Below are 14,366 nucleotides of genomic sequence, written 5' to 3' on the forward strand. Positions count from 1 at the left end.
GCGTTTTACTAATAACAAGAAATATTGTAACAAACAACACGAATACATGCAATACTTTTTTATGATAAGTCTTGTTTGGTTATTATTTCTAATTTTTGTCCCCCTTACCCATAAAACAAAGGCGCGGCATGCCGCGCCTTTTCCTTAGCGTTTTCCTTCAACTTTAATCATATCAACAAACGCATCTAATGCGATTGTTTCTGATTTTTGTTCACCGTATTTACGTACGTTTACGCCGTTTTCAGCAACTTCATTGTCACCTACTACAAGCATATACGGAATTTTTTGCATTTGTGCTTCACGGATTTTATAACCGATTTTCTCTTCACGAGTATCCACTTCCACACGGATACCAGCACGTTGCAAGTCTTCCTGTACTTTCTTCGCGTAGTCTAAATGTACTTGCGGAGAAACCGGGATTACTTGTACTTGAACTGGCGCTAACCATGTTGGGAATGCACCTTTGTACTCTTCGATTAAGAAAGCAACGAAACGTTCCATAGTTGATACAACACCGCGGTGAATAACAACTGGACGATGAGGTTTACCATCTTCCCCAACGTAAGTTAATTCAAAGCGCTCCGGAAGTAAGAAGTCTAATTGTATAGTTGAAAGTGTTTCGTCTTTTCCAAGTGCAGTACGAACTTGAACGTCAAGTTTTGGACCGTAGAATGCAGCTTCACCTTCAGCTTCATAGTACTCAAGACCCATTTCATCCATAGCTTCTTTTAACATAGATTGTGCTTTTTCCCACATTTCATCGTCAGCATAATACTTTTTAGTATCTTCTGGATCACGATAAGATAAGCGGAATGAATAATTTTCTAAACCGAAGTCTTTATATACTTCTAAAGTTAAGTTTACAACGCGTTTTAATTCTTCTTTAATTTGATCTGGACGAACGAAAATGTGCGCATCATTTAAAGTCATTCCACGTACACGTTGTAATCCAGATAGTGCACCCGACATTTCATAGCGGTGCATTGTTCCAAGCTCTGCAATACGAATTGGTAATTCACGATAGCTGTGGATATCGTTTTTATACACCATCATATGGTGAGGGCAGTTCATTGGACGAAGTACTAATTCCTCATTATCCATTTCCATTGATGGGAACATGCCATCTCGGTAGTGATTCCAGTGACCAGAAGTTTCATAAAGCTCTCTGCTTCCTAATACTGGAGTATATACGTGGTCATATCCTAAGCTCGCTTCTTTATCAACAATGTAACGCTCAATAATACGACGGATTGTTGCACCTTTTGGTAACCAAAGCGGTAAACCTTGTCCTACTTTTTGGCTATTTGTAAATAATTTCAACTCTTTACCTAATTTACGGTGGTCACGCTCTTTCGCTTCTTCAAGCATACGTAAATGCTCATCTAATTCTGCTTTCTTCACGAATGCAGTACCGTAAATACGCTGTAGCATTTTATTATTGCTATCACCACGCCAGTAAGCACCTGCAACACTTAACAATTTAAACATTTTAATTTTCCCTGTAGATGGAAGGTGAACCCCACGGCAAAGGTCGTAGAATTCGCCTTGTTCATAAATTGAAATAACCGCATCTTCTGGAAGATCGTTAATCAATTCTACTTTTAGCTCATCGCCAATTTCTTCATAACGGCGAAGTGCTTCCGCACGTGGCACTTCATGACGAACGATTTCTAAATTCTCGTTCACAATCTTTTGCATCTCTTTTTCGATTTTTAGGAAGTCCTCAACTGTAATTGCTTCTTCCATATCGATATCGTAGTAGAAACCATTTTCGATTACTGGACCAATACCAAGTTTTACATCTTTATATAAACGTTTTAACGCTTGTGCTAAAAGATGGGCTGTTGAGTGGCGTAAAATGTATAAGCCATCTTCAGAATCTAATGTAATGATTGAAACTGCACCATCTTCTTCAATTGGTGTACGAAGATCGATCATCTCATCATTTAATTTTCCAGCCACAGCTTTTTTCTTTAAGCCTGGGCTAATAGAAGCTGCGATTTCTTCAGTTGTTGTTCCTTTTGGAAACTCCTTCACAGCTCCATCAGGGAAAGTAATTTTAACTACATCTGCCATCACTGGTCACTCCTTTTTTTCTCAAAATAAAAAACACTCATCCCGTAAAAAGGGACGAGTGTTGAATTCGTGGTTCCACCCTTGTTCCAATTAACTAAACTGTCAATTGCTCAAGTTCAACATAACGGTGTTGGCCGTTAGCAATTACTAGAAAAAGTGTTCACTGCTAAAGTTTAGAGGTGGTAAGTAATAAACCCGTACTAGGAAGCTCACACCCTAAGGCTTCCCTCTCTGAAAATCGTAGTAAATCACTCATGTCCTCATCGTAACATTTCAATATATTTCATTTATGTAGGTAATTATATGCTCAAAAACTTAGAAAATCAAGGGTGTTCCCTTTATTTTTTAAATTTTTCACGTTGTGTTCAAATTCATGCAGTGCACATAACTGAACTCGTTCTTGAAATACATTTTGAAGGGTAACAATCATATTGTGATCTTGCTCTTTCGTGTACAAATAAATCATTCTCGGCGCAATAGAAAGAAGCGGTGCAATTACCTTCGTGTCAATATATACGCCCTGCTTATTTAGTAAATCCTCTTCTATATATTGAACTAATTTTTCTTGTTTTAAACGTATTCCTTTTTCATCATAAAAAATAAAACTTTCATCAAATACAAGATGTAGACACGGTAAACGTGATTTTCGGCTGCTCACTTGTTGCCTTAGCATTTCTACAAACATTTGATATTCTTGCTCCATTTTATATTCATCGATCGCCACTTCCGCAAGTCGGTGTACCATCTCCCTATATGCGCGGAGGCGAAAACGAATATAAGATGAAAAAGAAAAAGAAAGTGGGTCACAGAGCCATCCTTTTAAAGAAGACATAATACGGACTTCAATCTTATTACGTGTTAGATCACGGGCAATCCCTTTTCGCTTTCCATTTAAGATAGCATGTGCCATATGTAAAATTTGATGGCACTCTTCTTGTTCTTCATAAAAAAATTTCTCTTTTAAAATAGTACGAAGCCATTCGTTTTGTTTTATATTAACAATAAAATAAAGAAGTACTGGTGTTAAAACTTTCTCAATATAATTCGATTCGCATATTGGTATATGAATCGTTACCTTTTGTTCATATAAATAAACACTTGTTTCTTTATATAGCTTTTCCGTTCTCTTTATCAGTTGTTGATATACGTGCGCAGCATCATTTTTTTCTTCGAAGCAGATTTCAATCACTCTTGTCCCCCCTTTTATCCCGCTCTACGGAGTTACTTTCTCTCAAGCCCCCATAAGAGTCCAGTTCACGAAAGCTAGGCGCTAAGTAGCAATACCTTCTTCCGCTTCACTCTACAATCCTTGCTAATTTTATATATATTAAGGGACTAGAAAAAAAATGATACAAGCTCGTATGAAATTTCAAACATATACTGAAGAAACATAAAAAAAGAGCAAGCAGTATGCTCACTCTTTACGTATGACGACGATTTTTCCCACCAATTGGAACTGGCTTCGCCAAATACTTAATACGCTCCATAATACGCGCCGCTTTCATTTCTTCTGCTTCTCCACGCTGTGTGTAGGTTAAATGATGTTCTAGCTGTTTAAAGTCAAAATTAGACGTAAAGAACGTCGGTAAGTTTTCAAGCATACGGAACTGCAGTATAGCACCAAGCACATCATCACGCACAAAGCTTGACATTGCTTCCGCCCCAATATCATCTAACATTAATACTTGTACACGCTTCACCGCATCAATCTTTTCACCTATCGTATTATTTTGCAGTGAACTTTTAATTTCTCGTAAAAATTCTGGTAAGTATACGATCATTGAACTTATTTTTTTTAAGGCTAATTCATTCGCAATCGCTCCTAAGAGATACGTTTTCCCTACACCAAATTTACCGTAGAAATATAACGCTTGTACTTTTTTTCCAGGTTCGTATGCACTTAAAAATTCATTTGCTGCACGAATCGCCTCAATTCGCGGTTCTAAATCTGATGGATCTAAATTTTCCATAGAAGCCTGTAAAATATCACTTGGCATATAGACACTTTGAACTAATTTTTCATATTTCTTCCGCTCATCATAAGCCACTTTTCTTACGCAGCGATCATATTGAATATCAATCATCTTACCTTGAATAATCAGTTTCGGCTCATATCCTTGAATCATATTTTTACATGATTCTAAGTTCGGACAATCTGCACATCCAACACTTTGCCCAATGTATTCATACAGTTTCACAAGACTTCGCTCTATCATGGAAGTCGTCACTTCACCTTTATGTTCTTCAATAAACTCTTTCACACGCGGATGTGCCATCACTTCCGCCTTTAACACTTCGTATCTATTTTTAAAATTCTCATTTTGCATCAACTTTGCAAATGAATTTTGAATATGCTCCATTCTCTCACCTCAAAGAGCGTTCATTCTCTTCTATTAATCACGCTTATATTTTTTCAACTCTTCTTCCAATCTCTTTCGTTCTTCTTCTAACTTGCTCGATTTTTTCGCCACATTCGTAAGTTCCTTAGGCTGTTCTTCTGGTTGTTCCTTGGATTGTTCTTTCAACCAATCGGGCACCATTTCTTTCCGCACTGTTTTCTTCGAAGTATGACCCTTTTTCTTCGTTTCAGCCCATTCTTGATATTGACGATTCTCTTCTTTCGCCAATGCCATCGCTTCTGATACCGTACCTACTTTTTTTCGTGCCCAGTGCCCCGCAATTTTCTCAACATATGTTTTGGCAAGCTTCATATCCGAACGCAGCATTACATAATAAATAAGTACATTGACCACACCTGGCGTTAGTTTTTGATTCATCATTACTTCTTCTACAATTTGCAAATCTGCTTTCGTTGCTTCTGCCCCGCCTGAAATTTCTTTTAACAATTGTTTTGGAGAAATTTCTTCTAGCTGTTTAATGAGCATCTCTTCTTGCGTAGACGGCTCTTTCTCTTTCATCGTACGTGCAGCATGAGGCTGTACTCGTTCACTTAACACTGGAAGCGCTTGACCATTTTCAAATTGATACCAATCACGCGCTCCTTTCCGAAGCCTTTCCATATCAATCGTTTGCAATTCTGTCATTGCACCAAGCACAATATTTTGCATCGACAGCACATCCACACCATACACGTAAGAGAGTGTAACAACACATTCACGCACTTGGTCCGTAATCGCTTTTCGCGGCACAAGAGTCGATAACCCTTCTACAAATAAAGAAAAATCAAAGAAATCGTTCCAAAGTTGTGGGGCAGTTCCTTTTTCATTGCCCGGCATAACTGCGCTACTTGGAATTCGAAGTTCCTCTTGCGCATGTTCAAATTGCCCTGGATTAAAAGACCCAAATACATCATTAAAGGAATGTGTAACATTTTCATAAGAAGCAAAATCAAACTCTTCTTCTAAAAAATATTGTTTAACTTGATTATATTTCGCACGGCTTAATCGATTATACAAAAAGATGCTCAGGACAATATCATCAAAAAATTGTTTTGGTGATAACGGCGGCTGCAATTCGTATATAAACATTCGAATATCTTTTTCTTTTTTTATATATACGTTTAAAAGCCCAATTGCTTCTAATTTCATCCGTTCTTCATATACTTCAGGAAGCTGCATTTGCATTGTCACCATAAGAGAGTGGTGTGTATTCTCTTTTCCAAATACACGATCCTGCTCTAGCTCTCCCCACAGCGTCATGTATAAGCTAAAAGCCTTGCTACCCACTAATGGTTGATATAACATCGTTAATACCTTCCGATCGTAACTATGCAGCAACCCTTTCGCACTTACTTTATAACGATCAATTGGCAATAGCTCCATCCATGACTGTTTTTCCATCCTTGCAATTCCTTTCTTTCTTCCATTCTACGTATATAATTCCTTAGTGAAAAAGAGCTAATAGCTTTCGCTTCTAGCTCTTTTTCACCACTATTTGCGGGCTCAAAGTTTCACTTTATTCTCGTTCTTTTTGCAGTATATCTTTTAATTCTTCAATAAATACATTTAAATCTTTAAATTGACGATATACGGAGGCAAATCGTACATAAGCAACATCATCAATATCTCGAAGTGCTTCCATTACGATTTCACCGATCATATCACTTTTCACTTCTGATATTCCTAAATTACGAAGTTCACGCTCCACATTTTGTGTTACTTCTTCTAATTGTTTTAACGATACAGGTCTTTTTTCACACGCTTTAATTAATCCACGCAAAATCTTTTCTTTATTAAACTCTTCTCGTGTTCCCTCTTTTTTTACAACAATAAGAGGTGGTTCTTCTACTCGTTCAAATGTCGTAAATCGATTTAAACAACTTTCACACTCTCTTCTTCTTCGAATGGAGCGTCCCTCATCTACCGGACGTGAATCCAATACTCTTGTACCATTATGAAAACAGGCTGGACAACGCAACTCATTCACTCCCTTGCAATTTAATCTTCATTCTTTTTACTTCATCTACATGTGAAAATATATATACAATATTATATAACCTATTTGTATTTGCTCACTACCTTATCCTACTATTCACGTTCAATAATACATTACTTTTTTAAAATTTACTTTATAGCAAGCATTCGTCAAAAACAGTCTACCATTTTACAATTTCAAATTTATATAAACTAAAAAGAGGTGCATTATACACCTCTTTACATTTTAAATCAATTATGTTCTTTTTTAAAGAGCTTTTGTTTCTCTATGCTTAATTTCGAAGCTACCTGTGCCTCGAGGAAGCTCGATGCTCTCTCGCGTTTTCGCATTTAAACCTTCTGCAATATACTCTGCAGCAACATTTGGATCAATACGATCCCCGCAAGTATAAACATCAATACTTGCATAGCCGTGCTCTGGAAAGCTATGAATTGTTAAATGTGACTCCGAAATGATTACAACTCCACTTACACCCTGTGGCGCAAATTTATGAAAAGCAACCTCACGTACTTCAGCACCAGCTCTTAGTGCTGCATCCACAAATAATTGTTCAATAAACGGCATATCATTAAGCTTGTCGAAATCGCAATCCCAAAGTTCAGCGATTACGTGACGACCCATCGTGTCCATAGTATCCATTCTACAGTTCCCCCTCATAAAAATTTAATCTAACTGTTCGAATTGAAAACTAATTTGCAATTTGGCTTGCTCTACTACCACGGGGGAAAGTTAGTCCAGAGAGGTCCTAACCCTTTAAGTAGTAACTACGTACCTCAGCTCTTAAGTTTACGAGTGTTAGTATACTTTGTTTATTTTCATTTTGCAACAACAGTTTTTTCGATTTTTTGTCATATTCTCTTCTTTACTTTTCCCCAAGAAAAATAATTGATTCACAAATACAGTAATCACAATGGTTTCTCCTATGTACCATTCACAAAAATATACTTGTATAATTTTTTTCCTTTTCAGAAAAAAGCATAAAAAAGAAGACAAGCAATCGCTTGCCTTCCTTGTATCATTAAATGTGTTGCACACTTTCTTGTTTTGTTAATTCAGCGCCAACTAACTTCACAAGATCTACAACGCGGCGAGAGTAACCCCACTCGTTATCATACCAAGCAAGTACTTTCACTTTACGTTCGCCCATTACCATTGTAGATAAACTATCAATGATAGCTGAGTGTGTATTTGTATTAAAGTCAATCGAAACTAAAGGTTCCTCACTGAACTCAATAATCCCTTTCAATGGACCGTTTGCAACAGTTTTAAACGCTTCATTAATTTCCTCAACTGTTACATCACGTTTTACATCTACTACTAAGTCAACAAGAGACACGTTTGGTGTCGGAACACGAAGTGCCATCCCATGAAGTTTTCCGTTTAAATGTGGAAGAACTTTCGCTAGAGCTTTCGCAGCGCCTGTTGTTGTAGGAATAATAGACTGTCCACAAGCACGCGCTCTTCGTAAATCTTTATGTGGGTTATCAATATTTTTTTGGTCATTTGTATAAGCATGAACAGTTGTCATTAAACCGTTTTCAATTCCAAATTGCTCATCTAACACCTTAACAACAGGCGCTAAACAGTTTGTTGTACAAGATGCATTTGAAATCACAGTATGGTTTGTAATATCTAATTGTTCTTCGTTTACACCAACTACAATTGTTACATCTTCATTTTTACCAGGTGCTGTTAAAATAACCTTTTTCGCCCCAGCTTCTACGTGAAGAATTGCTTTTTCTTTCGCATTAAATTTACCAGTTGCTTCAATTACAATTTCAACATCCAGTTCTTTCCAAGGCAATTCTTTTGGATCGCGGTTGTTTAGAAGGCGAATCATTTTCCCATCCACTAATAAATGATCTTCAAATGCTTCCACTGTTCCGTCAAACTTGCCATGAACTGTATCATACTTGATTAAATGTGCTAATGTTTCTGGTGGATAGCTTGCGTTAATCGCTACAATTTCGAATGCGCTTTCTTTTATCGCTTGACGAAATACCATTCTCCCAATACGTCCAAATCCATTAATTGCCACACGAGTCATAATATGTTATCCCCCTTGAATGCGTTATACTATTTATCTCCAATCCCAATAATAGTATAACACAAAAAGAAGATATGTCACTAAGCATTTTCACTAATTTCACAATTTTTTAGTTAATAATGTTCCATTCTTTTAAAATGAGCTGTAATTGCGCTTTTGTCTCAGCAATTGTGCCATCATTATAAATAACTTTATTAGCTAATGTTGCTTTCTCCGCTAAAGGCATTTGCGAATCAATACGTGCTTTCGCATCCTCTTCTGTAAAGCCATTTCGCTTCATTAAACGTTCTAATTGCATACTAGGTGATACAGCTACAACTACAATCCGATCAACAAGTGCTGTTAACTTACTCTCAAATAGAAGCGGAATATCTAACACAACCGCTTGCACTCCTTCCTTTATGTACATGTCCTTCTGCACATTCATTTCTTTGCGGACAGCTGGATGAACAATTTTATTTAAGCGCAATCGTTTTTCTTCATTATGAAATACAATACTCCCAAGCTTCGGACGATCAAGTTCGCCATCTGCTTGTAATATTTCTTCACCGAATACGTCTACAATTTCTTTATATGCTTCTTTACCTTGTTCTACAACTTCTCTTGCAATAATATCCGCGTCAATTACAGGTATTTGCAGTTCACGAAACATTTGTGAAACAGTACTTTTTCCACTTGCAATACCTCCTGTTAAACCTATAACAATTGTCATTCTATTTCCTCCTCACAAATAGAAGCGTGAAACTTATGTTTCACGCTCCCACTTACATTTTCCAAATTCCAATAATAATAAGTAAAATCCCAGGTAGGAACGTAAATTTTTGTAACCATCGCATATTCGATAAAACCGTTCCTAGCCTCATTCCGATAAATAAAAACAGAGAACTCATAACGGCAACTAACACTGCCATCATGGCGGGTGTATATCCTAGTAAGGATGCACCAATCCCTGCTCCAAACGAGTCTACTGAAAGAGCGATACCTAAAAGCAAGGCTTCCCCACCAGAAATCGTGCCTGATTTATCAAAATCGGCAACAGTCGGTTTCCGTAAAATTTGAATGACTAACCCAAGCGAAGCAATTTCTAACTTCCAAACTTTCTCTTCTTGCTGCGGTTCGTCTTTTTTATCACTCCGAAAAAACTGATACAACACCCACGCTCCAATAGCCACTAAAACGATTCCGCCAATGCGCGTTGCAATCACCGGAGAAAACACCTTAGCAATCATATGTCCAATTCCCATCGACACAAGCATAACAGCCGCTGAACACATTCCAATGATGAGTATCGATTTTAACGGAATCCGTACGCTCCGCAAACCATAAGTAAGCCCTACACTACAGCTATCCAAACTTAATGTAAAAGCTAATAAAATAAGAGAGAAATAATGATACATCGGTAAGCTCCTTCCCTATACATAGCTTTGCTGTATGTATATGACAAATGCCTATCCGATGTTATTAGAAAACGATATCTTTCTTAGCTTTTTGGCTGGCACATAGGACAATAATGCGTTCCTCGTCCACCAACAACTGTCTTTTCAATCACGTTCCCACAAGTTACGCATGGTTCACCTTTTCTTCCATACACATTTAGAAGCTCTTGGAACGAGCCGATTTGTCCTTGCGAATTGATATACGTTCTGATTGTACTTCCACCGCGCTCAACAGCCTCCGCTAATGTTGCAACGGTCGCCGCATGAATCTTTTCTATTTCAGCTTTCGTTAAAGATGAAGCTTCTCGTTCCGGGTGAATCCCGGAACGGAATAAAACTTCATCTACATATATATTACCAAGCCCGACTAAAAGACGTTGATCGAGCAATACAACTTTTATTTTACGGTTTGTCTTTTGCAATCTTTCTTGCAAATACCCTACTGTCAGTTCAGCGTCAAATGGCTCAGGCCCTAAATCAGCAAGTGGCATTTGGTCAAATTCTTCACCTTTTTTAAAGAGATGCATCGTGCCGAACTTTCTTACATCTTTATAGTGTAACTCTGTACCATCTGTAAACTGGAAACGCACATGCGTATGTTTATCTACCGGCTCATCATCTTTATGAAGCAAATATTTCCCTTCCATACGCAAATGTGAAACAATAACATACTTTGTTACATATAGAAGTAAAAACTTACCTCTTCGCTCAATCCGTTCAATCTTTTCACCTCGTAACATTTCTTTAAAGAGCTCTGCGTCATCTGGTCGCTTTACTAATTTTGGATATGTTACGATCACATCTTGAATTGTTTTTCCCGTTACAAGGTTTTCAAGTGTCCTTCTAACATTTTCAACCTCTGGTAGTTCAGGCATTCAATCACTTCCTTATTTTGCGTCATACCAAGTTGGACCAGAAGAATAATCAACTTTTAGAGGAACAGCAAGTTCAATCGCATGCTCCATCACTTCAGGTACAAGCTTTTCTAATTTTTCTACTTCTTCTTTTGGCACTTCAAAGATCAATTCATCGTGTACTTGCAGAAGAAGACGCGCTTGTAAGCCTTCTTCTTCTAAGCGATCCGCCATAATAATCATCGCTTTTTTAATAATATCTGCCGCACTACCTTGAATTGGTGTATTCATCGCAGTACGCTCCGCAAAGCTGCGCAAATTAAAATTCCGACTCGTAATTTCCGGAATATAACGGCGACGATTTAATAATGTAGAAACGTATCCTTTTTGCTTCGCTTCTTGTACAATCTCATCCATATATTCTTTTACACCAGGGAAGCTTGCGAAATACTTTTCAATAAATTCCCCTGCTGCTTTTCGTGTGATTCCTAAGTTTTGTGAAAGCCCATAGTCACTAATACCATACACAATTCCGAAGTTAACCGCTTTTGCTTGACGTCTCATATTCGATGTTACTTCATCTTTTCCAACGCCAAACACGTCCATTGCAGTTTTCGTATGAATATCCATATCATGCTGGAACGCTTCTACTAACCCTTTGTCTTTTGCAATATGCGCCAAGACACGCAGTTCAATTTGTGAATAATCGGCTGCATACATAACCCAGCCTTCTTTTGAAGGAATGAACGCCTGACGAATCTTTCTTCCTTCTTCTAAACGGATCGGGATATTTTGCAAGTTTGGGTCTGTAGAACTTAATCGGCCCGTTTGCGTTAACACTTGATTAAAACGAGTATGAATTTTAGATGAATCTTCATGAACAACTTTTAATAATCCTTCAATATATGTCGAATTTAATTTTCCTAATTGACGATAGTGTAAAATTTTAGGAATAATTTCATGATGCTCCATTAACTTGTCCAGCACATCAGCTGACGTAGAATATCCTGTTTTCGTCTTTTTAATAACCGGTAGGTTTAAATTCTCAAATAGAATCACGCCAAGCTGCTTTGGAGAATTAATATTAAATTCTGTTCCTGCAAGCTCATAAATTTCTTGTTCCATTTCCTTAAGCCTTCCAGCAAGCTCATCTCCCATACTACGTAAGCGCTCTGTATCAACCGTAACACCTTTCACTTCCATTTCAGCTAACACACGAGCAAGCGGCATTTCAAGCTCAGTAAATAGTTCATATTGTTCATTTTTTTGTAGTTCTTCTACAAATGTTTTTTGCACATCGTATAATACATGTACTTTTCGAGCTACGTGCTCCGCGACTATATCTTGCGCAGGAACCGCACGTTTTGCACCTTTTCCATACACTTCTTCATCAGATTTAACAGCATGCGTTTCTTTCATTTTCGCTACGGCACGGAAATCTTTATCTGTATCTGCTGGATCAAGTAAATAAGCAGCAATTAGTAAATCAAAGTCAATCCCTTGAATCTCTATACCTTTCCACTTAAGTGCAACAATGGCACGTTTCGCATCAAACGTATACTTTATCATTTCATCATCTGCAAGCCACTTCTTAAAAGCTTCAGATTTTAGCGCAACATCGCTCGGAATGAAATAACAGCCATTTTCATTTTGAATACCGAACCCTTGAATGTCAGCTTTATGATAATTGTCTTCTTGTACTTCCACAATAATTGCACTATCTTGCTGCAGCATTTCTTCTGTCACTTCTTCTGCAATATCAAATGAAATATCATCTAATTCAGCTGGAGCTGTTTCTTCAGGAGTCGCACCGAGCTTATTTAATAGCGAAGTAAATCCTAAATTCTCGAACATTGGAATGACGTCACTTGCTTCATATCCTTTGTATTCGATATCATCTACATGCACTGTAATTGGTGCATCGGTAATAATTGTGGCAAGCTCTTTACTCATAAACGCTTGCTCTTTATTCATTTCTAGATTTTCTTTTAATTTTTTTCCGCTCACCTTGTCTAAGTTCTCATATACTGCTTCTACTGTTTCAAATTGCGTTAACAATTTGATTGCTGTCTTCTCACCAACTCCCGGTACACCTGGGATGTTATCCGATTGATCTCCCATTAAACCTTTCATATCAATAATTTGCTTTGGTGATAAACTATATTTTTCGAATAACGCTTCTTTCGTATATTCATCTACTTCTGTAATCCCTTTACGTGGAATACATACAAGCGTAGTATCAGAAACAAGCTGCAGTAAATCTTTATCTCCAGAAATAACTTTTACGTGAGCACCTTGTTCGTTCGCTTCTTTCGCTAGTGTGCCCATAATGTCATCTGCTTCATAGTTCTCTAACTCATAGCGTGGTACGTGAAACGCATCTAACAGTTCACGAATAAATGGGAATTGCTCTGATAGCTCAGGTGGCGTTTTTTGACGACCTCCTTTATATTCGCTAAATGTTTTGTGACGAAATGTTGTTTTACCCGCATCAAACGCAACAAGCATATGTGTTGGTTTTTCTTCTTCTAATATTCTCATTAACATCATCGTAAAACCATAAATTGCGTTCGTATGTATACCTTTGTCGTTATTTAAAAGCGGCAGTGCAAAGAAAGCACGATACGCGATATTATTTCCATCGACTAATACGACCTTTTTTTCCAAATTAGAAACCTCCCCATACAAATTTAAAACGATTTATATATAAATCCAAATTAAAAAACCGACATAACCCCTTTTTTTAGGAGGGAGAGAGCATCCAGCCATGCATAGAAGCGGTCACCCCATGCCAAGTTAAAACAAAAAGAGAAAACGAGCGCAGGTCACCTTTTGTTCTTCATAGCAGTGACTTATATATTGAAAAATCAAAATGGATTTATATAGAAAGAAAAAACCGTCTTTTCCTTCTCTCTATATTAACACGACTAAGAGAGAGAAGAAAAATAACGGTTCTTCCTACTACATATATTTAATGTAAAATGGAGATGCTGTCACAATATCTCATGAATTAAAATAACCTTATCGTATTGATATAACACTTTGATATAAGTTACATAGAGATATTTCAAAAACAAAGATATTATAGTTTCACAAAAAGGGAAGTGACGAGAATAGAGTACCTATTCTCGTCCAAAATTACTCCTTGGATGAAGGGGTTTTCATGTATTATATTAACAGGACTTTATTAATATTTAATGAAGCTATTGTTAATATAATGTAAATATATCCCGTTCAAACGTTTACTATATAAATCCAAATTAAGAAACCGACATAAACCCTTTCTTTTTAGGCGAGAGAGAGTATCCGGCCATGCATAGAAGCGGTCAGACCCTCTTCCTGCTCCATGCCAAGTTAAAGCAGAGAGAAAAAACGAATGTAGGTCACCTTTTTCATATCAACGACTTATATATCGAAAAATCAAAATGGATTTATATAGCTCTCATCCAATAAAGTGAAACTTTAATCAGTGGTTTTTCCATACCCCACTGATTATTAGCCCTCACCAATCGGGCTTTTACGGGCAGCCCGACCCCCACCTACCTTCTTTGCTTTTGC

Annotated in this window: 11 protein-coding genes and 1 other annotated feature; all 11 genes read right to left on the minus strand. The window is 37.3% G+C overall.

All coding sequences use genetic code 11. The features are described 5' to 3' along the window. Positions 1 to 144: 144 nt before the first annotated feature. On the minus strand, positions 145 to 2,076 hold the full coding sequence (gene thrS / locus JDS96_RS06300; protein WP_199666400.1) for a threonine--tRNA ligase: 1,932 nt from the start codon (positions 2,074 to 2,076) through the stop codon (positions 145 to 147). Positions 2,077 to 2,123: 47 nt separating this feature from the next. Next, positions 2,124 to 2,352, minus strand: a binding site (T-box leader). Between the two features lie 31 nt (positions 2,353 to 2,383). Beyond that, positions 2,384 to 3,265 carry a putative sporulation protein YtxC gene (gene ytxC, locus JDS96_RS06305; protein ID WP_098018570.1) on the minus strand — a complete coding sequence of 294 codons (882 nt, stop codon included), beginning with the start codon at positions 3,263 to 3,265 and terminating at the stop codon, positions 2,384 to 2,386. A 232-nt stretch (positions 3,266 to 3,497) separates the two neighbouring features. Continuing rightward, the gene (gene dnaI / locus JDS96_RS06310; RefSeq protein WP_003201005.1) at positions 3,498 to 4,436 is read right to left on the minus strand and encodes a primosomal protein DnaI; all 939 of its coding nucleotides are present in this window, start codon (positions 4,434 to 4,436) and stop codon (positions 3,498 to 3,500) included. Between the two features lie 33 nt (positions 4,437 to 4,469). Then, on the minus strand, positions 4,470 to 5,876 hold the full coding sequence (locus JDS96_RS06315; protein WP_003201003.1) for a replication initiation and membrane attachment family protein: 1,407 nt from the start codon (positions 5,874 to 5,876) through the stop codon (positions 4,470 to 4,472). A 115-nt stretch (positions 5,877 to 5,991) separates the two neighbouring features. Continuing rightward, positions 5,992 to 6,453 (minus strand): transcriptional regulator NrdR, encoded by a 462-nt coding sequence (gene nrdR / locus JDS96_RS06320; protein ID WP_016116577.1) that lies wholly within the window; start codon positions 6,451 to 6,453, stop codon positions 5,992 to 5,994. Between the two features lie 264 nt (positions 6,454 to 6,717). After that, complete coding sequence (gene speD, locus JDS96_RS06325; RefSeq protein WP_006096185.1) at positions 6,718 to 7,101, minus strand: adenosylmethionine decarboxylase; 384 nt, start codon at positions 7,099 to 7,101, stop codon at positions 6,718 to 6,720. Between the two features lie 388 nt (positions 7,102 to 7,489). Then, positions 7,490 to 8,518 (minus strand): glyceraldehyde-3-phosphate dehydrogenase, encoded by a 1,029-nt coding sequence (locus JDS96_RS06330; RefSeq protein WP_018764454.1) that lies wholly within the window; start codon positions 8,516 to 8,518, stop codon positions 7,490 to 7,492. A gap of 109 nt (positions 8,519 to 8,627) precedes the next feature. After that, the gene (gene coaE, locus JDS96_RS06335) at positions 8,628 to 9,230 is read right to left on the minus strand and encodes a dephospho-CoA kinase (protein WP_003200993.1); all 603 of its coding nucleotides are present in this window, start codon (positions 9,228 to 9,230) and stop codon (positions 8,628 to 8,630) included. A gap of 52 nt (positions 9,231 to 9,282) precedes the next feature. Next, complete coding sequence (ytaF, locus tag JDS96_RS06340) at positions 9,283 to 9,915, minus strand: sporulation membrane protein YtaF (RefSeq protein WP_003200991.1); 633 nt, start codon at positions 9,913 to 9,915, stop codon at positions 9,283 to 9,285. An 83-nt stretch (positions 9,916 to 9,998) separates the two neighbouring features. Then, a complete protein-coding gene (mutM, locus tag JDS96_RS06345; protein WP_003200990.1) occupies positions 9,999 to 10,829 on the minus strand; it encodes a DNA-formamidopyrimidine glycosylase in 831 nt (276 codons plus the stop codon). A gap of 12 nt (positions 10,830 to 10,841) precedes the next feature. After that, positions 10,842 to 13,475 (minus strand): DNA polymerase I, encoded by a 2,634-nt coding sequence (gene polA / locus JDS96_RS06350; RefSeq protein ID WP_199666401.1) that lies wholly within the window; start codon positions 13,473 to 13,475, stop codon positions 10,842 to 10,844. Positions 13,476 to 14,366 lie beyond the last annotated feature (891 nt).

Source organism: Bacillus cereus group sp. N21, assembly GCF_016483395.1.
Classification (GTDB): domain Bacteria; phylum Bacillota; class Bacilli; order Bacillales; family Bacillaceae_G; genus Bacillus_A; species Bacillus_A pseudomycoides.